This window comes from Xanthomonas sp. CFBP 8445, assembly GCF_025666235.1.
In the GTDB taxonomy this organism is placed as follows: Bacteria; Pseudomonadota; Gammaproteobacteria; order Xanthomonadales; family Xanthomonadaceae; genus Xanthomonas_A; species Xanthomonas_A indica.
On sequence record NZ_CP102594.1, the window covers coordinates 3545974 to 3569218 of the forward strand.

Consider the following 23245-nt stretch of genomic DNA (forward strand, 5'->3'; position numbering starts at 1 on the left):
GCGCCGCGCGAACTTGCGGCGGTGCGGGCGGCCCACTAGCCTTCCGGGCAATCGCCCTGCAAGGATTCGCCGTGAACCACCGCTCTCCGCTGCTCGCGCTGTGCCTCGGCGCGAGCCTGCTGACGCTGTCCGCCTGCCGCAAGGAACCCGCGGCCGAGACCGCCGCCCCGGCCGCAGCACAGCCCGAGGGCGAAAGCGCCGACCAGTTCGTCGCCCGCATCAACGAGGAGTACCGCGCGCTGCTGCCGGAGCTGACCGCGGCGCAGTGGCTGTCGGCCACCTACATCAACGGCGACAGCGAGCGGCTGGCGGCCAAGGCCAATGCGCGCTGGCTGAGCACGCTCAACGGTTGGATCGCGCAGGCGCGGCGCTACGACGGCAAGCAGATGTCGGCCGACAGCGCCCGCGCGCTGCGCCTGCTGCAGCAGATGACCGCGATGCCGGCGCCGCACGATCCGGCGCGGCTGGCCGAATTGGCCGCGCTGGCGACGAAGATGGAGGGCGCCTACGGCGCCGCGTCCTACTGCACCGGCGAAGGCGATGCGCGGCGCTGCCGGCAGTTGGGCGAACTGGAGGACGTGCTGCGCCGCAGCCGCGACTACGACCAGCAGTTGGATGCCTGGCAGGGCTGGCACGCCGCCGTGCAACCGATGCGCAAGGACTACCAGCGCTTCGTCGAACTGGTCAACGAGGGCGCGCGCGACATGGGCTATGCCGACACCGGCGCGCTGTGGCGCAGCGGCTACGACATGCCGCCCGCGCAGTTCGCCGCCGAGACCGATCGGCTGTGGACCCAGGTCAAGCCGTTGTACGAACAGCTGCATTGCTATGCGCGCGGCAAGCTCGACGCCGAATACGGCAAGGACAAGGGCGAGGTGGCTGGCGGCCTGCTGCCGGCGCATCTGCTCGGCAACATGTGGCAGCAGGACTGGAGCAACCTGTGGGACCTGCTGCAGCCCTATCCCGGCGCCGGCAGCCTGGATATCACCGACGCACTGGAACGGCAGTACCAGGGCGACCTGAGCGCGGCGCTGGCGCGGCGCAACGGCGACACCTCGGCGCAGGCGCGGTTCATGGCCCAGCGCGAAGCGCAGTTGCTCAGCGCGCGGCAGATGACCGAGCGCGCGCAGGACTTCTACACCTCGCTGGCGATGCCCAAGCTGCCGGACAGCTACTGGACGCGCAGCCAGTTCATCAAACCGTTGGACCGCGACGTGGTCTGCCACGCCAGCGCCTGGGACATGGACATGGCCGGCGACGTGCGCACCAAGATGTGCGTCAAGCCGAACGAAGAGGACTTCACCACCATCTACCACGAGCTCGGCCACCTTTATTACGACCTGGCCTACAACCCGCTGCCGCCCCTGTTCCAGGCCGGCGCCAACGACGGTTTCCACGAAGCCATCGGCGACACCGTGGTGCTGGCGATGACCCCGCAGTACCTGCATTCGATCGGTCTGGTCGACGCACCGCAGGTCGGCCGCGAGGCGCTGATCAACGCACAGATGCGCATGGCCCTGAGCAAGGTGGCGTTCCTGCCGTTCGGGCTGATGATCGACCGCTGGCGCTGGGGCGTGTTCGACGGCTCGATCGCCCCGGACCGCTACAACCAGGCCTGGTGGGAACTGAAGGCCAAGTACCAGGGCGTGGCGCCGGCCACACCGCGCGGCGAGGACTTCTTCGACCCCGGCGCCAAGTACCACGTGCCGGCCAATACGCCGTACACCCGCTACTTCCTCTCGCACATCCTGCAGTTCCAGTTCTACAAGAGCCTGTGCGATGCGGCCGGCTACAAGGGCCCGCTGTACGAGTGCACCTTCTACGGCAACAAGGAAGCCGGGCAGAAGTTCTGGTCGATGCTTCAGCGTGGCGCCAGCCAGCCGTGGCAGGCCACGCTCAAGGAACTGACCGGCAGCGAGCGCATCGACGCCGGCCCGCTGCTGGAGTACTTCGCGCCGATGCAGGAATGGCTCAAGCAGCAGAACCAGGGGCGGATGTGCGGATGGGATCCCGCGGCGCAGGCGTCGGCGCAGGCCAGTCCGGCCACCCCCGCTGCATCCGCGCCCATGCCGGCGCCGACGACGCCACCGCGCCAGCGCTGAGCAGCCACGCGTCCCGCTAGCGGATCAGTCGTCGGCCAGCCGCGCCCAGCGCTCGTGGTCGCGCCAGATCCCGCCGATGCGCAGGTAGCGTGGCGAATAGCCTTCGCGGCGGAAGCCGGCGCGCTGCGCCAGGGCCAGCGAGCGGGTATTGTCCGGCTGGATGTTGGCTTCCACCCGGTGCAGGCCCAGTTCGGCGAAGGCGTAGGCCACGCACAGGCGCAGCGCGTGCGTCATCAGTCCGCGGCCTTCGCAGCCGGCCATGGCGTGGTAGCCCAGGTAGGCGCTCTGGAAACAGCCGCCGACCACCTGGCTGAAGGTGAACAGGCCGGCGAGCGCGCCCGTGCTGCGTTCGCGCGCCAGCAGGGCGATGTTGCTGCCGTCCAGGGTCTGCGCGTACCAGGCCTCGAACCCGGGCACGTCGGTGAACGGATAGGTCCACGGGTGATGCAGGGCGACGCTGGCGCGGTGCGCCTGGACCAGCGCGATGCCGTCGCGGCGCCGCACCCGCGCCAGCGACACGGCCTCCTGCGCAGCCTGGGCGGCGCTCTGGCCCATGGCCTCAGGCCGGCGCCGCCGCGCCGCCGTCGTCGCGGCGCATGACCTGGGCGTGGCGCGTCTTGAACTCTTCGAAGCTCAGGCCCTGCGCCTGCGCATCGGCCTGCGCGGCGTCCTTCAGCGCGTCCGAGTACATCAGCCGCACCGGCGTGCCGGCGCGCTCGTGCAGCTCCGCCGCCTGCATGATCAGCGACAGCACCTGCGCGGCGCTCTCGCTCTGCCCGGCAATGCGCCCGTCCATGCCCAGCACCCACTCGCCGTCGCGGCGCACGATGCCGGCCAGCAGGGTGCGCTGCTGGTCGCGCAGCTCCGCGTGCGGTTCGATGGGCGCGGCCGGCGCGGCGCCCTCGGCGCGGTGGCGCAGGCGCTCGGCCAGCTTCTTGCGCAGATCGCGGCGCTGCTTGGACTGGATGGACATGCGGTTTCCTCAACGATGACCCGACGACGATAGCCCAACCGCGGCCATGCTCACAGCGGATCGGCCGGCTCCAGCCGGGGCACCTGCGCGTCCGGCCGCGGCAGGCGCTTGCCGCTGCGCCGCTCCCAGCGCCAGAAGCCCCAGCCCAGCAGGAAGAACGCGCCCGAGCCCAGCGCCAGGTGCAGGGCATGGCCGCTGAGCAGCGGCGACAGCACCCCGGCCACCAGCACGGTGACCATCAACTGGGTGAAGGCCTGCAGCGACGAGGCCAGCCCGCGCTGGCGCGGATACATGTCCAGCACCGCCAGCGCCAGGATCGGGAAGATCAGCGCGGTGCCCAGGCCGGCGAAGAAGATCGGCAGCACCGCCCACGGCAGCGCGATGGCCGGCACCAGCGCGGTGTAGGCGATGTTGCCGGCCATCGACAGGCCGCAGCAGACGAAGCCGAAGCGCACCTGGCGCATCGGCCCCAGCCGCCCGGCCATGCGCCCGGACAGGAACGCGCCCAGGGTCATGCCGCCGATGGTGGGCAGGAACAGCCAGGCGAAGTCGCGTTCGGTCTTGCCCAGCAGGTCGATCATGAACACCGGCGCCGAGGCGATGTACAGGAACACCCCGCCGAAATTGAACGCACCGGCCGCGGCCAGGCGCTGGAAGCGCGGATTCAGCGCGATGCCGATGTAGTCGCGCAGCAGCGTGCGCGGCGCCAGCGGCGTGCGCGCCTGCGGCGGATGCGTCTCCGGCATCCAGCGCAGGGTCGCCAGCAACAGCAGCGAGGAGAAGCCGACCAGGAACCAGAAGATCAATGGCCAGCCGCGGCCGCTGCCCAGGATCCAGCCGCCGATGACCGGCGCGATCGCCGGGGCGATGCCGAAGATCATCGACACCTGGCTCATCAGCCGCTGCGCGTCGTCGCCGTGGAACAGATCGCGGATCACCGCGCGGCCGACGATCATGCCGACCCCGGCCGAGACGCCCTGCAGCGCGCGGAAGACCAGCAGGGTCGGCAGGTCGCGCGACAGCGCGCAGCCGGCCGAGGCGAGGATGAACACGACCAGCCCGGCGACGATCACCCGCCGCCGCCCCAGCGCGTCGGACAGCGGCCCGTGCGCCAGGCCCATCACCGCGTAGGCCAGCAGGTACACGCTCACCGTCTGCTGGATCGCCACCGGATCGGCGTGCAGGCGCTGCGCCAACTGCGGGAACGCCGGGAAGATGGTATCGATGGAGAACGGGCCGAACATCGCCAGCCCGGCCAGCAACAGGGCCATGCGGCGTGTGGACACGGACGGGAGCGTCATGGGGACATCATCCTGAAAAGCCGGCCGCGGCGGCCACGGGGCGGGCGCACACGCGACGACGCCGTCCGGCATGGACGGGCGTGAGAGAAAGGAGTGCCGCCATGATACGCGCGGCGGCAGCCTGCGCGCATCCGCCGCGGCCTCCCCATTCAGCCTGGCGTGGGGACGAACGGCCCGCCGTGGGCGCCGCCGGCCACGCTATAATCGCGACGCAGCAAGGTGGGAGAAGCGGGGCGACCCGCTGCCGAAGGCGCAAACGCCCGTAATCGCTCAGGCCCGATACCACCCGCACCAAGACTCTGGAGAGACCGGTCAAACCCGGCGCCGAAGGGGCACGAAGCGCAGCGCCAGCCGCCGCTTCCAAACTCTCAGGCAAAAGGACAGAGGGGCATTGGGAAGACGCGTGCTTCCCGTCGATCGTGCCCGCCGCTGCGGCCCGACGATGGCCTTGCGCGCGTCCCCGCCTCCTCGTGCCTTCCTCAGCCGGACGACTGCCATGTCTCACACCTCTTCGCTGCGCGACCTCGAACACCATTCGGCTTTCATCGAGCGCCACATCGGCCCGAACGACGCCGAGATCGCGCACATGCTGCGCACCGTCGGCCACGACTCGCTGGAGGCGATGACCGACGCGATCGTGCCGGGCAACATCAAGTCGCCGGCCGCGCTGGCGCTGCCCGACGCCATCACCGAGGAAGAGGCGCTGGCCAAGATCCGCGCCATCGCCGACAAGAACACCGTGTTCCGCAGCTTCATCGGCCAGGGCTACTACGGCACCCACACGCCGAAGGTGATCCTGCGCAACATCCTCGAGAATCCGGCCTGGTACACCGCCTACACTCCGTACCAGGCGGAGATCTCGCAGGGCCGCATGGAAGCGCTGATCAACTTCCAGACCATGTGCGCCGACCTCACCGGCATGGAGATCGCCAACGCCTCGCTGCTGGACGAAGCCACCGCCGCGGCCGAGGCGATGACCCTGGCCAAGCGCTCGGCCAAGTCCAAGTCCGACACCTTCTTCGTGCACGACGCGGTGCATCCGCAGACCCTGGAGCTGCTGCGCACCCGCGCCGAGCCGCTGGGCATCGTGCTGCGCGTGGGCACGCCGGAGGAAGCGCTGCAGGCCGAGTGCTTCGGCGTGCTGCTGCAGTATCCCGATAGCTTCGGCCACATCGGGGACCACAAGGCGCTGGCCGACGCGGTGCACGCGCAAGGCGGCCTGGTCGCGGTCGCCACCGACCTGCTCGCGCTGACCCTGATCGCCGCGCCCGGCGAATGGGGCGCGGACATCGTGGTCGGCAACTCGCAGCGTTTCGGCGTGCCGTTCGGCTTCGGCGGCCCGCACGCCGCGTTCATGGCCTGCCGCGACGCCTACAAGCGCTCGATGCCGGGCCGCCTGATCGGCGTGTCGATCGACGCCGCCGGCAACCCCGCCTACCGCCTCACCCTGCAGACCCGCGAGCAGCACATCCGCCGCGAGAAGGCCACCTCCAACATCTGCACCGCGCAGGTGCTGCTGGCGGTGATGGCCTCGATGTACGCGGTCTACCACGGCCCCGAGGGCCTGGTGCGCATCGCCCGCCGCACCCACCGCCTGGCCGCGATCCTGGCCGCGGCGCTGCGCGGCGCCGGCGTCGCCGTCGGCGAGCGCTTCTTCGACACCCTGCACGTCACCGGCGTCGACGCCGAGGCCATCCATGCCAAGGCGCGTGCGGCCGGCATCAACCTGCGCGCGATCGACAGCACCGCGCTGGGCATCAGCCTGGACGAGACCGCCACCCGCGCCGACGTGGTGGCGCTGGCGCAGCTGTTCGGCGCGCAGGCCGACGTGGACGCGCTCGATGCTGGGACCGCCGACGCGCTGCCGCCGCAGTTGCTGCGCCACAGCGCGTTCCTGCAGCATCCGGTGTTCAACACCCACCACAGCGAGCACGAACTGCTGCGCTACATGCGCGCGCTGGCCGACAAGGACCTGGCGATGGATCGCACCATGATCCCGCTCGGCAGTTGCACCATGAAGCTCAACGCCACCGCCGAGATGATCCCGGTGACCTGGCCGCAGTTCGGCGCGATCCATCCGCTGGCCCCGGCCGAACAGAGCGTGGGCTACAAGCAACTGATCGACGAACTGGAAGCGATGCTGGTCGAGTGCACCGGCTACGACGCGGTCAGCCTGCAGCCCAACTCCGGCGCGCAGGGCGAGTACGCCGGCCTGCTGGCGATCCGCGCCTACCACCGCGCCCGCGGCGAAGGCCATCGCGACATCTGCCTGATCCCCGAATCGGCGCACGGCACCAACCCGGCCTCGGCGCAGATGTGCGGCATGACCGTGGTGGTGACCAAGTGCGACGGCAACGGCAACGTCGACGTCGCCGACATCCGCGCCAAGGCCGAGAAGTATTCCGACCGCCTGGCCGCGCTGATGATCACCTACCCGTCCACCCACGGCGTGTTCGAGGAAGACGTGGTGGCGATCTGCGAGGCGGTGCACGCGCACGGCGGCCAGGTCTACACCGACGGCGCCAACATGAACGCCCTGGTCGGCCTGGCCAAGCCCGGCAAGTGGGGCTCGGACGTGTCGCACCTGAACCTGCACAAGACCTTCTGCATCCCGCACGGCGGCGGCGGCCCCGGCGTCGGCCCGTGCGCGGTGAAGGCGCACCTGGCGCCGTACCTGCCGCGCACCCTCGGCGGCGACGGCGACGTCGGCATGGTCTCGGCGGCCAGCTTCGGCTCGGCCTCGATCCTGCCGATCAGCTGGATGTACATCACCATGATGGGCAACAGCGGGCTGCGCAAGGCCACCCAGGTCGCGCTGCTCAACGCCAACTACATCGCCAAGCGCCTGGCGCCGTACTACAAGACGCTGTACACCGGCCGCAACGGCCTGGTCGCGCACGAGTGCATCCTCGACGTGCGCCCGCTGGAGAAGACCAGCGGCATCGGCGCCGAGGACATCGCCAAGCGCCTGATCGACTTCGGCTTCCACGCACCGACGCTGAGCTTCCCGGTTGCCGGCACGCTGATGGTGGAGCCGACCGAGAGCGAATCGCAGCACGAGCTGGACCGCTTCATCGACGCGATGATCCAGATCCGCGAGGAGATCGCCGCGATCGAGGACGGCCGCCTGGACCGCGAGGACAATCCGCTCAAGCACGCCCCGCACACCGCCGCACAGGTCACCGCCAGCGAGTGGACCCACGCCTACCCGCGCGAACTGGCCGCGTTCCCGCTGCCGACCCTCAAGCAGCAGAAGTACTGGCCGCCGGTGGCGCGCGTGGACAACGTGTACGGCGACAAGAACGTGATGTGCGCGTGCATCCCGGTGGAGGCGTACAAGGAAGACGCGGTGGTCTGACCGCAACGTCGTTCGACGATGCATCCGAGACCCAGCCTCGCGCGCGAGGCTGGGTTTTTTTATGCGTGCGCATCGCGCACCGCGGTAGACAAGTGCGCCGTCATACGGCGCGTTGTACGGCTCGTTCACGCCGCGCCGCCCAGGATCGGGACTTCCGCCACGCCCGCGCCTTCACGTATCGGGCACACCACCGCGACGCCTTCTTCCGCCACGCACCGGAGCGACCTTCCATGGCCAGCCGCAAGCGCACGCCCAGCGATCCCGCATCGTCCACCGCCCTCGTTTCCACCGCTGCGCCTGCCGATCAGCGCGGCCATGGCGATGAGTTGCATCAGCAAGCCGGCGGCACGCATCCGCCGCTGACCACCAACCAGGGCATTCCGGTCGCCGACAACCAGAATTCGCTGCGCGCCACCCCGCGCGGGCCGACCCTGCTGGAAGATTTCATCCTGCGCGAAAAGATCACCCACTTCGACCACGAGCGCATTCCCGAGCGCATCGTGCACGCGCGCGGCAGCGCCGCGCACGGCTACTTCGAGCTGACCGCCTCGCTGGCCAAGTACATCACCGCCTCGCTGCTCACCGAAGTCGGGGTGAAGACCCCGGTGTTCACCCGCTTCTCCACCGTGGCCGGCGGCGCCGGATCGGTGGACACGCCGCGCGACGTGCGCGGCTTCGCGGTCAAGTTCTACACCAAGGAAGGCAACTGGGACCTGGTGGGCAACAACATCCCGGTGTTCTTCATCCAGGACGCGCTGAAGTTCCCCGACCTGATCCACGCGGTGAAGATGGAGCCGGACCGCGGCTTCCCGCAGGCAGCCAGCGCGCACGACACGTTCTGGGACTTCGTCTCGCTGATGCCCGAGTCGTTGCACATGATCATGTGGGCGATGAGCGACCGCACCATCCCGCGCTCGTTGCGCATGATGGAAGGCTTCGGCATCCACAGCTTCCGCCTGCTCGACGCCGAAGGCCGCAGCACCTTCGTCAAGTTCCACTGGCGGCCGAAGCTCGGCCTGCAATCCACGATCTGGGACGAGGCGGTGAAGCTGGCCGGCGCCGATCCGGACTTCCACCGCCGCGACCTGTTCGAGGCGATTCAGCGCGGCGACTTCCCGGAATGGGAACTGGGCGTGCAACTGTTCACCCAGGAACAGGCCGACAGCTTCCCGTTCGACCACCTGGACGCCACCAAGCTGATCCCGGAGGAACTGGTGCCGCTGCAGATCGTCGGGCGCATGGTGCTGGACCGCTGGCCGGACAACTTCTTCGCCGAGACCGAGCAGGTGGCGTACTGCCCGGCCAACATCGTGCCCGGCATCGACTTTTCCAACGACCCGCTGCTGCAGGGCCGCCTGTTCTCCTACCTGGACACCCAGCTCAGCCGCCTGGGCGGGCCCAATTTCCACCAGTTGCCGATCAACGCGCCGAAGTGTCCGTTCGCGAACATGCAGCGCGATGGGCACATGCAGATGGGCGTGCCCAAGGGCCGCGTCGCCTACGAACCCAGCTCGCTGCAGGCCGACAGCCCGCGCGAGACCGCGCGCGGCTTCGTCAGCCATCGCACCCAGCCCGACGACGGCGCCAAGGGCCGCGTGCGTGCCGAGAGCTTCGCCGACCACTACAGCCAGGCACGGCTGTTCTACCGCAGCCAGACCCCGCCGGAACAGGCGCACGTGGCCTCTGCGCTGGTGTTCGAACTGTCCAAGGTCGACACCGCGCACGTGCGCGAGGCCGTGGTCGGGCACCTGCGCCACATCGATCCCAAGCTGGCGCAGCGCGTCGCCGACGGCCTGGGCATGGACGGATTGCCACCGGCGCCGCCGGCCGCGGTCGCCCCGCAGGACCTGCCGCTATCGCCGGCGCTGCAATTGATCGGCCGGATGAAACCCACCCTACAGGGCCGCGCGATCGGCATCCTGATCGACGAGGGCTCGGACGCCAAGACCGTGCGCGAGCTGCGCAAGGCGGCCAGCGACGCCGGTGCCGCGGTCAAGATCGTGGCACCCAAGCTGGGCGGTGCCGTGCTCAGCGACGGCAAGCGCCTGATCGCCGACGGCCAGTTGGCCGGCACGCCCTCGTTCGTGTTCGACGCGGTGGCAGTGGTGCTCTCGGCCGAGGCCGGCAAGCGGCTGAGCAAGGAATCGGCAGCCATCGACTTCGTCAGCAACGCCTTCGCCCACCTCAAGGCCATCGCCGCCGACGCCGGCGCGCAGCCGCTGCTGAAGGCCGGCAACGTGCAGAAGGATGCCGGCGTGATCGAGGCCAGCGACAGCAAGGGCTTCGTCGCCGCCGCCAAGACCCGGCAATGGAGCCGCGAGCCGAAGCTGCGCCTGCTGGCCTGATCAATGCGTAGTTCCCGCCATGGCGCCGCACGGTGGCGCCATGGCAAGACCCGCATTTCCGCCACCGTCCGCCGCCGCCCGACGAGGCGTCCGAGACCGACCCTGGGGCCTGCCTGACGACCGCCCGAACATCACCTGGTCAATTTTTCGCCACCCCTCTTGACACTGTTGTGTCACGGGCCGGCATCCGCCTTATCCACAACCTTATGCAGAAGTCATCCACACCCCCTGTGGACAACGGCTCACTGCCACCCTCACCTGGACATAACAACTAAGTCGTTGATCCGTCGTCATAAAGCCTGTCACGGACTTGACAAGAAGCGCGCAAGCCACTCCAGGGTGGCCGCCGAGCGAGGCGTGCGGCAAAAACTTATCCCGAACCTGGGAGCGCCGCGTCTACAGCGAGGAGAGGTGAAGGGACCGTGAAATCTTCACCTGTTCGCGACGAACGGTTGGCGCTCCCGCGCCTACCACGGACGGCGTCCAGCGAGAGACCCTCCGCAGTCGCAGCCAGAACCTGAAGATGGTGCAGCGCAGCGAACTTCCAGCCCGATGGCGGCCCCGGCAGGGCGCCGGGTGCCGGCCAGGGGGACACCCATGCCGCCGTCTTACGGGGTCAGGATCACCTTGCGGCAGTCCTGCTCCTTCTTGTCGAAGATCGAATAGCCCTGCGCCGCCTCGGCCAGGCTCAGGCGGTGGGTGATGATCTCGTTCGGGCGCAGCCGGCCTTCGCCGATGTGCTCCAGCAGTTCCGGCATGAAGCGCTGCACGTGGGTCTGGCCCATCTTGAAGCTCAGCCCCTTGTCGAAGGCATCGCCGAACAGGAAGCCGTGGATGAAACCGGCATACACGCCGGGCACGCTGACGGTGCCGCCGCGGCGGGTCGCAGCGATGCACTGGCGCAGCGCAGTGCCGCTGCTGCCTTCCAGCTTCAACGTGGCCATCACCGTCTCCACGGTGCTGCCCTTGGCTTCGAAGCCCACCGCGTCGATGCTGGCATCCACGCCGCGGCCGTCGGTCTGGCCGACGATGATGTCGGCCGGATCGTCCACTTCTTCGAAGTTCAGCGGGATCACGCCATAGGTGCGTTGGGCGAAGTCCAGCCGATACGGATAGCGGTCGACCATGAAGATACGCTCGGCGCCGAGCATGCGGCAGCACGCCGCGGTCATCAGGCCGACCGGACCCGCGCCGAAGATCGCCACGGTGCTGCCCTGGCGTACGCCGGCATTGAGCGCGGCCTGGTAGCCGGTGGGCAGGATGTCGGACAGGAACAGCACCTGCTCGTCGTGCAGCACGTCCGGCACCACCAGCGGGCCGACGTTGGCCTTGGGCACGCGCACGTATTCGGCCTGGCCGCCGGCCACGCCGCCGTACAGATGGCTGTAGCCGAACAGCGCCGCCGGTGGGCGGATGCCCTTCTGGTTCAGCGCCGCGCCCTTGCCGGTGTTGGTGGTCTCGCAGGCGGCGTACTCGGTCAGGCGGCAATGGAAGCACTCGCCGCAGGCGATCACGAACGGGATCACCACGCGGTCGCCCTTCTTCACCCGCTGCACGTCCGGGCCGACCTCCTCCACCACGCCCATGAATTCGTGCCCGAGCACGTCGCCGGTGTGCAGGTCGGGGATCTTGCCGCGGTACAGGTGCAGGTCCGAGCCGCAGATCGCGGTGGCGGTGACGCGCAAAATGATGTCGTCGGTCTCCACCAGCACGGGGTCGGGAACGGTTTCCACGCGCACGTCCCGGGTGCCGTGATAGGTCAGAGCTTGCATGGGTGGTTCCTTTCGTCTGCGAACACGTGTGCGCAGTGTCGCTGCCGGCGCCGTGCATCGTCGGTGACCATGCCGTGAGTCCGATGTCGCGACCGCGGTGCATGCCTTGCAGGCAGTGCCCTGCGTGCACGCGCTGCCGCTGCATTACCATGCGACGTCCCCACGGCGAGCCGATGCCATGCCCGACAGCCTCCACGACCTGCAGACCGCCCAACGCGTCTTCGCCGATGCCCGCGACTGGGGTCAGTTCCACAGTCCGCGCAATCTCGCCGCGGCGCTCTCGGTGGAAGCGGCGGAACTGCTGGAACATTTCCAATGGCTGGACGATGCGCAGAGCCGGCAACTGTCTACAGAAAAAAAGCAGCAGGTCGGCAGCGAGATCGCCGACGTGCTGCTGTATCTGGTGCAGCTGTGCGACAAGCTGGACATCGATCCGATCGACGCCGCGCAGCGCAAGATGCTGGCCAACGCTACCAAGTATCCGGTGGAGCTGGCCAAGGGCCGCATCACCAAGTACACCGAGCTGTAAGCACGCCAGGCGACTTACAGGGCGGAAGTGCAATGCGCGGCGGCGGCGTGCGCCGCCGCGCATCATGAGCGGCTAGGCGCTCGTGCGCGAACTGCGCTTGCGTGTGGACGACGTCTTGCTGGCCGCGCGCTTGCTGGTCGTGCGCTTGCTGGAGGCGCTCTTCTTCGCCGGTGTCTTCCTGGCGGTCGACTTTTTCGAGGCCGTCTTCTTCGACGCAGTCTTCTTCGAGGCCGTCTTTTTCGTCGCCGTCCTCTTTGCCGAAGACGCCTTGCTCGCAGCCTTTCTGGCCGTCGCCTTCCTCGCCGACGTGGACTTGGCCGTGCTCTTTTTCGCGGAGGACGTGCGCGTACCGGACTTTTTGGCGCGGGTCTGCGCCGCCTTCTTGGCCGCGGCCTTGCGCACCGTCGCCCCCTTGGTCTGCGCGGCCTTCTTCGCCGCCGTCGAGCGGCTGCTGGCGCTGCGCTTCTTCGCCGCGCGCTTGGTCTGCGTCGACAGCGCCTCGCTGCCCACGGTCTTGCGCGCCGTCGTGCCCTTGCTGGCGGTCTTGAGCGCCTTCTTGGCGCCGCGCGAGCGCGTGGGCGACGGCTTGCCCTGCTTGCCGCCCTTGGCTTCTTCCTGCGCGATCTTCTTCTTGGTGGACTTCGACGCGGTCTTCGATGCACCGGTCTTGACCCCGGCGCGGCGCGCCTTGGACAGGCCGATGGCGATCGCCTGCTTGGTCGACTTCACCTGGGTCTTGCCCTCGCGCACGCGGTCGATCTCCTCACGCACGAATTCGCCGGCCTGGGTCGTGCCAGCCTTGCCTTCGCGCTTGGCGCGGCGCGCACGGGTGGTGGTGGATTGCTCCGGCATCGATACGTCTCCTGATAGCGGCCACGACGGCCATCCGCTTCGGGTGTAGCAACGCTCAGGTCAAGAGCAGGCATACGACAGGCGAAGCGCGCGTGCATGCGCCCGCAGGCAGACGATGGCGCGATCAGCCGTCGCGGCCGCACAGCGCCGGCGAATAGGTCTGGATGGCGTGCTGGATCGGCGCGTGGCGCCCGTACATCAGCACAGCGACCAGGCCCACCGACAAGATGGCGTACACCCGCAGGCGAGCAGGCAGCTGCGGCGCCCCGTGCCACTGCAGATAGCAGGCCGTGGTCGCGGCGCCGACGACCACGCCGACCGCGACCTCGGACAGGCTGTGCGCACGCGCGTAGACGCGAGCAATGGCGATCACGCTGGCGATGGCGAACCCGCAGGCCACCGCCAGCCGCGGCCGCGGGCGGGCGCGCAGGCACAGCATGCAGGCCATCGGCCACACGCACGCGGCAAGCATGGTGTGTCCGCTGATCACCCGGAACTGCAACGCGCGCAACTCCACGCCGCAGCCGGCGTAAAGAATCTTGGTCGCGCCAACCAGGGCCGCGGCGGTCGCCACCAGGCCCAGCCAGGTGCCGGCGGCGCGCCACCCGCCACTGCCCTGCGCCAGCCAAACGGCGCAGACCAGCGCCAGCGGCAAGGTCATCGCCGCGTCGCCGAAGTTGCTGATGGCAGACCACATGCTGGGAAAAACGTCCTTCGGCGTACGCGTCGTTTGGGGCGCCGACGCGGTGCGCCGTGGCCGCCATGATACGGGCGATCGCTCGAACGGGAGGATCGTGGTACGCAGCGCGCGACGAAGGCGCGAGCGCGGCCACGACAAGCCCGGCCCTTGATCCATCCGCCGCATTGCCCTGCGCGTACCGGGGCTTCCCGAACCACAGCCAGCCCCTCGTAGGAGCGGCTGCAGCCGCTCCTACAGCACGGGCCCCCGAAGCCATCAAAGGCGCCCCGACGCCGCTTCTGCACGACACCCTGCATCTGTTCGCGTGCGGCGCAAGCACTGGGCCGCATCCGTTCCTCAGTTCGCGCGTGCGGCGCGCCGCTCCGCGACCTCGCGCGGTGCCGGCTCCCAGCCGAACACGCTGCGCCCGCCATAGGCATGCGATTGCGCGCGCTCTTCGGCGATGTAGTCCTCCACCGACGGACCGCGCGCGGTCGGCTCGAGCAGGCGCGCCTGCGCGTCCAGGCGGCGGATCGCCTCCAGCTTCTCCTCGCGGCCTAGCTTGGCCTGCGCGACCGCGGTCTTGAGCACGCCGATGGTGTGGTCGTAGACCCGCGTCGGCACCGGGAACGGATGCCGGTCCTTGCCGCCGTGGGCCAGCGAGAAGCGCGCCGGATCGCTGAAGCGGCATGGCGTGCCATGCAGCACCTCGGCCACCAGCGCCAGCGCGCGTACGGTGCGCGCGCCGACGCCCGGCACCTGCAGCAGATCCTGGAAATCGCGCGGGCCGCAGTCGGCGGCGGCGGCCAGCGCGCCGTGCAATCGCCGTACCACGACGTCGCTGCCGCGCACATCGTGGTGATCGGGCAGCGACAGATGCGGCAGGTCGGCCGGGCGGCGCTCGGGAACCGGGACCGCCGCCGGCGCGAACAGGTCGCCGGTGGCGGCGAACAGCGCATCGGCGGCCGGCTCCGTGCGGGCCGGCGCTGCTGCGGCGGCGGCCAGCGCCGGCGCCTGCGCGGCCTCCAGCGCAGCGTATTCGCAGGCGATGCGCTCCGGCGCCAGCGTCTGCAACAGGTCCACCTGTGCCGCGCGCGCGGCGGCGGCGCGATGATCGGCAAGATTGACGATACGGCCCTGGCGCGGACCGTCGATGGCCGCATGCGGCGCGTCGACGAAACTGCTCAGGCCTTCCGACAGCCAGTGGTAGCGGCGCGCCTGCTTGCGCGCGCCATGCATGCCTTGCTGCACCACCACCCAGCGCCCGTCGTCGCTGACGATGAAGCCGTGCAGGTACAGGTCGAAGCCGTCCTGCACCGCGGCGCTGTCGACCTTGGCCACCAGGCGGCTGACCCGCGCCAGGTCCGCGCCGTCCAGGCCGGTGCGCTCGCCCACCGCCTGCAGCTCGTCCGGCGTGGCCCGCGAATGCCGTCCGCGGCCGCCGCACACGTGGATGCCCAGCTCGCCGGACAGCGGCGCCAGGCCGCGCTTGAGCGCGCCCAGCACGCTGGTGGTGATGCCGGAGGAATGCCAGTCCATGCCCATCACCGCGCCCAGCGACTGGAACCAGAACGGATGCGCCAGCCGCCGCAGCAATTCGTCGCGGCCATAGCTGTGCACGATGGCCTGGCACATCACCGCGCCGAGCCTGGTCATGCGCGCGCCCAGCCAGTGCGGCACGCGGCCACCGTGCAGGGGCAGATCGGCGCTGCCGGAACGTCGGCTCATGGGGGCTCCGGGAATGACGGTGCACCAGGGTAGCCAGTGCCGGTCTCAGCGCGCGAGCCGCTAGCTAGCGAATGCTGAGCGGTTCAGTGCGGGCCGATGCACGACGCGTGTCGAATCGGCTGCATTCCACCCGATCGCTACGGCGGTCGCGGCTGCTGACCCAAGGCCACGCTGAGCCGCACCTACAGGCACAAAGACATGGCGCAACCGCGCACGCTTCACGTCGGCGGCACCGCGCGCTCACGCGGTACTGCCGCGCGCGGCGCTCAGATGGGAACCGTCGTCTGCCGCCGGGTCGCGCATCGCGTGCGCCAGATTTTTCGCATCACACGTGTAGACGACACCACGCTGGCGGCGCCCGCGATGCGCGTCGCCGCGCCTTCCCCCAGCAGGAGACGCGCCATGCACGATCACGATCCCGACCACTCCGCCGGACGCCGTCGTGCGCTCGGTGCCCTCGGCAGCGGCCTGGCCGCTGGCGGCGCGCTGGCGATGTCCGCGGGCGCAAGCGCGCAACCCGCAGCCGCCAGCGGCGGTGGCGCCGCCCGCCCGCCGATGCAGAACCCGCGCACGCAGTATCCGCGGCCGCCGTTCGACACGCCGAAACAGGAATGGCCCGGGCTGGCCTCGAAGATGGTGCCGGTGCCCGATCACGGCGAGCGCAGCTACGTCGGCTCCGGCCGCCTGAGCGGGCGCAAGGCGCTGATCACCGGCGGCGACTCGGGCATCGGCCGCGCCGCAGCGATCGCCTTTGCCCGCGAAGGCGCGGACGTGGCGATCAACTACCTGCCGCAGGAGGAGTCGGACGCACGCGAGGTGGTCGCGCTGATCCGCGCGGCCGGGCGCAAGGCCGTGGCCATTCCCGGCGACCTGCGCGATGCCGCGTTCTGCAAGCAACTGGTCGTACAGGCGGTGCAGCAGCTCGGCGGCCTGGACATCCTGGTCAACAATGCCGCGCGCCAGACCGCGCAGAAATCGCTGCTGGACATCGACGATCAGCAGTTGGACGACACCCTCAAGACCAACCTCTACGCGCTGTTCTGGATCACCCGCGCGGCGCTGCCGCATCTGCCGTCGGGCGCGGCGATCATCAACACCACCTCGATCGTCGCCGACGACCCGCCGGAATCGCTACTCGACTACGCCACCACCAAGGGCGGCATCGTCAGCTTCACCAAGAGCCTGGCCAAGCAACTCGCGCCCAAGGGCATCCGCGTCAACGCGGTGGCGCCAGGGCCGTACTGGACGCCGCTGCAGCCCAGCGGCGGGCAATTCATGGACAAGCTCAAGACCTTCGGCGCCGACGGTCCCACCGGCCGCCCCGGCCAGCCGGCGGAGATCGCACCGATCTACGTGCTGCTGGCCTCGCAGGAATCCAGCTTCACCACCGGCAGCGTGTTCAGCAGCGTCGGCGGCCGTGGCAACGTGGGCTGACACGCCGTAGGGCGTCATGCCATGCCGTCGTAGGAGCGGCTTCAGCCGCGACAGGCATTCCAGGGAACGCCTGTCGCGGCTGAAGCCGCTCCTACGTGGTTACACCAGCGACGCGCGTTCGATGCCACAGCCGATCACCCCACCAATTCCGCCGCCAGAAACGGCGCCGTGCGGCTGTCCGCCTCCCTTGCCACCACCTGCGGCACACCGGCCGCCACCACCTTGCCACCCGCGCCGCCCGCACCCGGCCCCATGTCGATGATCCAGTCGCTAACCGCGGCGACGCGCATGTCGTGCTCCACCGCCACCACCGTGTTGCCCGCCTCCACCAGCCCATGCAACTGCCGCAGCAGCGTGTCCACGTCGGCCGGATGCAGGCCGGTGGTAGGTTCGTCCAGCACGTACACGGTGCCGCGGCGCTGCGCACGCTGCAGTTCGGTGGCCAACTTGATGCGCTGCGCCTCGCCGCCGGACAGTTCGGTGGCCGGCTGGCCCAGCCGCAGATAGCCCAGACCCACCTCCACCAATACCTGCAGCGGACGCGCGATCGGCACATCGTCGGCGAAGAAATCCAAGGCCTCCGCTACAGTCATCCGCAGTACCTGCGCGATGTTGCGGCCGTGCAGTTCGATCTCCAGCGTCTTGGCGTTGTAGCGCGCGCCCTGGCAGGTCGGGCACGGCGCATACACGCTGGGCATGAACAGCAGTTCCACGCTCACCGCGCCCTCGCCTTCGCACGTTTCGCAACGGCCCTTGGCCACGTTGAAGGAAAAACGCCCGGCGTCGTATTTGCGCTTGCGCGCCGCGGGCGTGGCCGCGAAGCGCTTGCGCACGTGATCGAACAGGCCGGTGTAGGTCGCCAGGTTGGAGCGCGGCGTGCGCCCGATCGGCGCCTGGTCCACCTGCACCAGCCGCCGCACGTGCTGCAGGCCGTCGGCGATGTAGCCGTCGGTGGCGACGCGCGCACCGCGCTCCAGCGGATCCAGTTCCTCTTCCGCCTCGGCCGGCGCCTGCCCCAGTTGCGTGCCCAGCAACTCCACCAGCGCCTGGCTGACCAGCGAGGACTTGCCCGAGCCGGACACGCCGGTGACAGTGGTGAACACGCCCAGCGGAATGTCCACGTCGAGCGCGACCACGTTGTTGCGGCTGACCTCGCGCAACTGCAGCCAGGCCTCGGGCGTGCGCGGCGCATGGGCGGCAGCTTGCGGTTCGGCGAACAGGTAGCGGCGCGTGGACGAGGCCTGCACCTGCGCCAGTCCCGCCGGCGGACCGCTGTACAGCACCTGCCCGCCATGCTCGCCGGCACCGGGGCCGACATCGATGATCCAGTCAGCATGGCGGATCACGTCGATCTCGTGCTCGACCACGAACAGCGAATTGCCCGCGCCCTTGAGCTGGTCCAGCGCGCCCAGCAGCGCCTGCGTGTCGGCCGGATGCAGGCCCGCCGACGGCTCGTCCATCACGTAGACCACGCCGAACAATTGCGAGCGGATCTGCGTGGCCAGGCGCAGCCGCTGCAGTTCGCCGGGCGACAGCGTCGGCGTGCTGCGCTCCAGCGTCAGATAGCCCAGGCCCAGCGCCTCCACCACCTGGATCCGCGCCAGCAGGTCCTGGGCGATGCGCTGCGCGGCCAGCGCCTGCTCCGGATGGCGCGCGCGGCCCTGCAGGCGGCCCTCGGCCGCGGGCCGCAACACGGCAGCCACCTCGCCGAGCGGGCGCTGCGACAGCTCGCCGATGTCCAGCCCGGCAAAGGTCACCGACAGCGCCTCGCGGCGCAGCCGCTTGCCGTCGCAACCGGGGCACGCGGTGCTGATGAGGTACTGCGCCACGCGCTTCTTGATCAGCGCACTCTGCGTGGTGGCGAAGGTATGCAGCACGTAACGGCGCGCGCTGCTGAAGGTGCCCATGTACGCCGGTTCCTGCTTGCGCTTGAGCGCACGCTGGGTCTCGGCCAGGGTGAAGCCGGGATACACCGGCACGGTCGGTTGCGCGTCGGTGTACAGGATCCAGTCGCGGGTCTTCTTCGGCAGCTTCGCCCACGGCACGTCGACGTCGTGGCCGAGCGTGGTGAGGATGTCGCGCAGGTTCTGCCCGTGCCAGGCCGGCGGCCACGCCGCGACCGCACGCTCGCGGATGCTCAGCGAACGGTCCGGCACCATCGACGCCTCGGTGGCGTCGTAGATGCGCCCCAGCCCGTGGCAGGTGGGGCAGGCGCCGGCCGGCGTGTTCGGCGAGAAACCGTCGGCGTGGATGATGCCCTGCCCCGGCGGATACGTGCCGGCACGCGAATACAGCATGCGCAGCGAGTTGGAGATGGTGGTGACGCTGCCCACCGACGAGCGCGTGCTGGGCGCGCCGCGATGCTGCTGCAGCGCCACCGCTGGCGGCAGGCCATCGATGGCGTCGACGTCGGCCACGCCGGCCTGGTCGATCAGCCGCCGCGCATAGGGCGAGATCGAATCCAGATAACGCCGCTGCGCCTCGGCGAACAGCGTGCCGAACGCCAGCGACGACTTGCCCGAACCGGACACGCCGGTGAACACCACCAGCGCGTCGCGCGGCAGTTCCACGTCCACGTCCTTGAGGTTGTGCTCGCGCGCACCGCGGACGCGCACGAAACCGGAAGCGGCGGAAGCGGGAGGCGTGGACATGGGCTGGACCGGCAACGCGAAGGAGCGCGCAAGCTTAGCCGGTCGGCCGACATCGGCGCGTCGCGGCCATCGCGCTACAGCGCGCTCGGTCGGCCGTCGGCGAAGACGCACCGTCGCCGGTGACGCAAGTCTCAGCTCAACGCGGGCACCGTCAGCGTGTCGGTATCTTCGGCGTGCGCGGCCAGCGCCTGCATCCGCGCCACCGCGCTGGAGAAAGCGCGCAGCACCGCCACACCGCGTTCGGCATAGATCGCATGCAGCGCCTGGTAGTACCACAGCGTACCGTCGCGGCCGGCGGTGAAGCGCTCGAACACCGCCGTGCCGACCTCGGGATCTTCGAGGTCGGCGACGATGCTGCGCGCGTTGTAGAGCTTGTCGCAGGCCGACACCAGCAACACAGCGTCCGGCGCCTCTGCCAGATGCGCCAGATACGCCTGCTTGCGGATGCGCCAGTCGCGGCGTTTGGCGGGCACGTCCGCGGGCACCGCCTTGCGTTCGGCCGTGGCGTCGGTACAGGCCATCACCATGTCCGCCACCGCCTCGCCGAACTGCGCGCGGATCACCGCTTCGTGCCCGGCGCCGCAATCCTCCACCACGTCGTGCAGCAGCGCCGCGATCGCCTGGTCCTCGTCGCCGCCGGCCTCCAGCACCAGCGTCGACACGCCCAGCACATGACTCAGATACGGCACCGTGCCGCCCTTGCGGAACTGGCCGGCGTGGGCGATGCGCGCATAGTCGACGGCACGCGCGTAACGTTCGGTGAGAGCGGTCATGCGGCGATCCTGACGGAACAGGCCGGCATTATCGCCAAACTGGCCGCCGTGAGCGCGTGGAGACGCGCGTGGCCATGGCCGCCGTTCAAACCGCGCGTGCGGGCATCGCCTGCGTGATCGGCCGACAGCGCGCACCGACGCAGGCCGCCGCATCGCCCTGCCCTGGCCGAAGCTCCTTCCCGCTTACACTTGCCTGCTTCCATATCATCGCAACGCCCGCACATGGACGTCCGTCAGCTCGACCAGCAAGCACCGGAACTGCCGCAGATCGCCGCCTGGTACCACGCGGCATGGGGCCAGGAGGCAGGCTTCTCGCTGGACGACGAACTGCGCCAACTGCAACGCGCGCCGGATGCGCACGGCCTGCCGCGGCGGCTGGTGGCGTTCGACGGCGCCCACGCGATCGCCGTGGCGCAACTGAAATACCGGGAAATGGACGCCTTCCCCAGTACCCGTATTGGCTGGGCGGCGTGTACGTGGACGCGGCCTATCGCGGACGTGGCATTGCCGGCCGCCTGCTCGCCCATGCCCTGGCCGACGCCGCGACCCTGGGCCTGGGCGCGCTGTATCTGCAGACCGAGCACCTGGACGGCGGCCTGTATGCCCGCCACGGCTGGCAGCCCGTGCAGGAAGCCGATTCCTACGGCAGCCGCGTGCTGCTGATGGTGCGCCCGGTCGGCTGAGCGGGTGCCCGCGTCGCCGCGCCTGCACATTACTTTTCCCCCGCGCCGCGTTAACGTGGCGCTTGGAAAGATGGAGCGGCCTTCCCTAACCTACCGCTAAATCCACACACGCATGAACGCAGCGCCGAGGATGCAACCCACCATGATCACCGACACCGCCCACGCCGTGGACGATACCGCCACCGACAGCGCCCCGACCCCGCCCGCGCGCCGTGCCGCCATCTCCGGCCGCGCCGCCGCGCACAGCGTGTACCGCTCGCCGCTGTCCGCCGACGACGCAGGCGACGCCGCGCTGCGCCTGCGCGAACAACGCGCCAAGCGCGCGGCGCAGGTGGCCGCGGTCGGCACCGTCGCCGCCCTGGCGGCCGTGGCCCTGATCGCCTGGCGGCGCGCGCGGCGCTGACCGCGCAACAGCACCTGGCGCATCCGGCATGATGCGCCGAGCAGGAAGCTCGCCACCGCCCACGCAAGGAACGTCCTCATGACGCCATGGCACCGCATTGCCCAATTCGCCGGCCTGGCGCTGGTCGCTAGCGCATGCAGCATGCCCGCCGCCGCCCGCAAGACGCCCATGGCCTCGGCGGTGCTGCGCGTCCCGGCCGACCTGCCCAACCAGCGCCTGTTCGACTGCACCGAATCCAGCATCGCCACCCTGTCCGAGACCAGCAGCTCCTGGCCCAAGGTCACTCGCGAAGACCCGGCGCAGGGCATCCTGGAATCGGGCGACTTCCCCGAAACGAACCGCAGCGGTTTTCGCCTGCGCCTGGAGCGGCCACCGGGCGCGAACCAGGCCAAGCTCGCCCTCAAGGGCGCCGGCGCCTATTTCGTCGACCTGGGTGTCGACCAGGCGATGCAGGATCTCAAGACCGCACTGGATCGCTGCGTCGCCACGCAACCACACTGAGTCCGCCGAACGGAACACGGCGGTTCTGATCCCCGCTTCATTCATCTCGACCAAGGAAGGACACGACCATGCCCAATTACTCAATTGAAGCCCGCTCGCTCGGCGTGGTCGGCATCGCCGGCCACGACTTCTGGGTGCTGCGCGACGAACACGGCAAGGCCGTGGCGGAACTGCACGGCCTGGCCACCGACCGCCAGACCGGCCAGGCCATCCCCATCGGCACCGACGCCACCCGGCACGCGCTGCGCGCCTGGCACTACCCGCACGATCCTGCCTATGCACGCTCCATCGGCGCGAAGGTCGACAGCACCACCTACATCCGCGACGACCAACCGTCACGCACGGTGGCCACCGGCGACAAGCACGAGATCCTGGAGCGCTGGAATACCGCGGTACGCGCCGTGCCGGAACTCAACGCACAGGACCGCGACTATCCGAACTACGGCTTCAAGGTCTTCGGCGAAACGGTCAACAGCAACTCCGCCTACCGCACCTTCGGCGAACTGATGGACGTGCCCGTGCAGGGTTTCCCTGGACGCCTCGAACCGGGCATCGACAACCGCATGCTGTCGCCGGAACGCACCGAGGAACTGCGCTACCACGCACCGGACGAACGGGAGCAACAACGCGCGCCAGCCCCCGCGGCCGACCCCACGCGCGCCGACCACCCCGATCACACGATGCTGCAGCAGATCCGCGACAAGGTCCACGGGCTCAATGGCCCCGGCCAATTGAACCCGGCCGACAACGACCGCGTCAGCGCAAGCCTGTACGCCCTGGCCAAGCAACACCACTTCAGCAGCGTCGACCAGGTCGCGCTCAGCCAGCAGACCGCAACCGCCGCCGCGGGCGAAAACATCTTCATCGTGCAGGGCGCAGCCAACGATCCGGCCAAGCAGCGCGCGCATATGTCCACGGCGGAAGCGGCGCAGACGCCGGTGCAGCAGTCCTATGCGATTGCGCAGGCGCAGCAGCCGGAGCCGCAGGCCCAGACGCAACAGGTGGAGTCACCGGCGCAGACGCAAGACGCGCAGCCGCGGCCACTGGTGCACGCGCTCTAGCTTTAAGAACATGCAAGCGGTCGCCAGCAACATGCATGGCGGTCACCGACCGCATCGGGCGACGCGAGGAGCGTTTCCGTACAAGACAGTGCCTTCGCTG

Annotated in this window: 17 protein-coding genes, 1 pseudogene and 1 riboswitch; of the genes and pseudogenes, 9 read left to right on the plus strand and 9 right to left on the minus strand. The window is 69.6% G+C overall.

The window, feature by feature from the left end; translation table 11 throughout:
• The first annotated feature begins 71 nt into the window (after nt 1-71).
• Nucleotides 72-2102: a M2 family metallopeptidase gene (locus tag NUG21_RS15115; protein WP_263391297.1), complete on the plus strand. Its 2031-nt coding sequence runs from the start codon at nt 72-74 to the stop codon at nt 2100-2102.
• Nucleotides 2103-2126: 24 nt separating this feature from the next.
• Here the strand turns inward: NUG21_RS15115 and NUG21_RS15120 are convergent, their stop codons facing one another.
• Genes NUG21_RS15120 through NUG21_RS15130 form a run of 3 tightly spaced genes read right to left on the minus strand, consistent with a single transcriptional unit; the run spans nt 2127 to nt 4376 of the window.
• Entirely contained in the window at nt 2127-2657 is a 531-nt protein-coding gene (locus NUG21_RS15120; RefSeq protein WP_242156448.1) for a GNAT family N-acetyltransferase, read from the minus strand.
• 4 nt (nt 2658-2661) lie between these two features.
• The gene (locus NUG21_RS15125) at nt 2662-3075 is read right to left on the minus strand and encodes a hypothetical protein (protein ID WP_242082240.1); all 414 of its coding nucleotides are present in this window, start codon (nt 3073-3075) and stop codon (nt 2662-2664) included.
• 50 nt (nt 3076-3125) lie between these two features.
• On the minus strand, nt 3126-4376 hold the full coding sequence (locus tag NUG21_RS15130; RefSeq protein WP_263391298.1) for a multidrug effflux MFS transporter: 1251 nt from the start codon (nt 4374-4376) through the stop codon (nt 3126-3128).
• A gap of 289 nt (nt 4377-4665) precedes the next feature.
• A riboswitch (glycine riboswitch) is annotated at nt 4666-4770 on the plus strand.
• 102 nt (nt 4771-4872) lie between these two features.
• On the opposite strand from NUG21_RS15130, the gene gcvP reads away from it, so the two are divergent.
• On the plus strand, nt 4873-7734 hold the full coding sequence (gene gcvP, locus NUG21_RS15135) for an aminomethyl-transferring glycine dehydrogenase (protein ID WP_242082242.1): 2862 nt from the start codon (nt 4873-4875) through the stop codon (nt 7732-7734).
• Between the two features lie 230 nt (nt 7735-7964).
• Complete coding sequence (locus NUG21_RS15140; RefSeq protein WP_263391299.1) at nt 7965-10079, plus strand: catalase; 2115 nt, start codon at nt 7965-7967, stop codon at nt 10077-10079.
• Between the two features lie 608 nt (nt 10080-10687).
• On the opposite strand, the gene NUG21_RS15145 is transcribed toward NUG21_RS15140, so the two are convergent.
• The gene (locus tag NUG21_RS15145; RefSeq protein ID WP_019796056.1) at nt 10688-11851 is read right to left on the minus strand and encodes a zinc-dependent alcohol dehydrogenase; all 1164 of its coding nucleotides are present in this window, start codon (nt 11849-11851) and stop codon (nt 10688-10690) included.
• A gap of 178 nt (nt 11852-12029) precedes the next feature.
• On the opposite strand from NUG21_RS15145, the gene NUG21_RS15150 reads away from it, so the two are divergent.
• A complete protein-coding gene (locus NUG21_RS15150) occupies nt 12030-12380 on the plus strand; it encodes a nucleotide pyrophosphohydrolase (RefSeq protein WP_263391300.1) in 351 nt (116 codons plus the stop codon).
• 336 nt (nt 12381-12716) lie between these two features.
• Here the strand turns inward: NUG21_RS15150 and NUG21_RS15155 are convergent.
• The 3 genes and pseudogenes from NUG21_RS15155 to NUG21_RS15165 form a co-directional block, all read right to left on the minus strand.
• Nucleotides 12717-13232, minus strand: a pseudogene (locus NUG21_RS15155) (DUF6496 domain-containing protein); the annotation flags it as partial.
• A 124-nt stretch (nt 13233-13356) separates the two neighbouring features.
• The gene (locus NUG21_RS15160) at nt 13357-13929 is read right to left on the minus strand and encodes a phosphatase PAP2 family protein (RefSeq protein ID WP_263391301.1); all 573 of its coding nucleotides are present in this window, start codon (nt 13927-13929) and stop codon (nt 13357-13359) included.
• Nucleotides 13930-14268: 339 nt separating this feature from the next.
• Nucleotides 14269-15639, minus strand: coding sequence for a DUF763 domain-containing protein (locus NUG21_RS15165; RefSeq protein WP_263391302.1), 1371 nt, complete (start codon nt 15637-15639; stop codon nt 14269-14271).
• A gap of 555 nt (nt 15640-16194) precedes the next feature.
• Between NUG21_RS15165 and NUG21_RS15170 the strand changes: the two genes are divergently transcribed.
• On the plus strand, nt 16195-17073 hold the full coding sequence (locus NUG21_RS15170) for an SDR family oxidoreductase (protein ID WP_263393099.1): 879 nt from the start codon (nt 16195-16197) through the stop codon (nt 17071-17073).
• A gap of 134 nt (nt 17074-17207) precedes the next feature.
• Here the strand turns inward: NUG21_RS15170 and NUG21_RS15175 are convergent, their stop codons facing one another.
• The gene (locus NUG21_RS15175; RefSeq protein WP_263391303.1) at nt 17208-19724 is read right to left on the minus strand and encodes an excinuclease ABC subunit UvrA; all 2517 of its coding nucleotides are present in this window, start codon (nt 19722-19724) and stop codon (nt 17208-17210) included.
• A 131-nt stretch (nt 19725-19855) separates the two neighbouring features.
• Nucleotides 19856-20497 (minus strand): HD domain-containing protein, encoded by a 642-nt coding sequence (locus tag NUG21_RS15180; RefSeq protein ID WP_263391304.1) that lies wholly within the window; start codon nt 20495-20497, stop codon nt 19856-19858.
• Between the two features lie 470 nt (nt 20498-20967).
• On the opposite strand from NUG21_RS15180, the gene NUG21_RS15185 reads away from it, so the two are divergent.
• The 4 genes from NUG21_RS15185 (at nt 20968) to NUG21_RS15200 (ending at nt 23145) form a co-directional block, all read left to right on the plus strand.
• Nucleotides 20968-21180: a GNAT family N-acetyltransferase gene (locus NUG21_RS15185; protein WP_263391305.1), complete on the plus strand. Its 213-nt coding sequence runs from the start codon at nt 20968-20970 to the stop codon at nt 21178-21180.
• Nucleotides 21181-21322: 142 nt separating this feature from the next.
• Entirely contained in the window at nt 21323-21583 is a 261-nt protein-coding gene (locus NUG21_RS15190; protein ID WP_242156421.1) for a hypothetical protein, read from the plus strand.
• 78 nt (nt 21584-21661) lie between these two features.
• Entirely contained in the window at nt 21662-22084 is a 423-nt protein-coding gene (locus tag NUG21_RS15195) for a hypothetical protein (RefSeq protein ID WP_263391306.1), read from the plus strand.
• A 68-nt stretch (nt 22085-22152) separates the two neighbouring features.
• A complete protein-coding gene (locus NUG21_RS15200) occupies nt 22153-23145 on the plus strand; it encodes an XVIPCD domain-containing protein (RefSeq protein WP_263391307.1) in 993 nt (330 codons plus the stop codon).
• Nucleotides 23146-23245 lie beyond the last annotated feature (100 nt).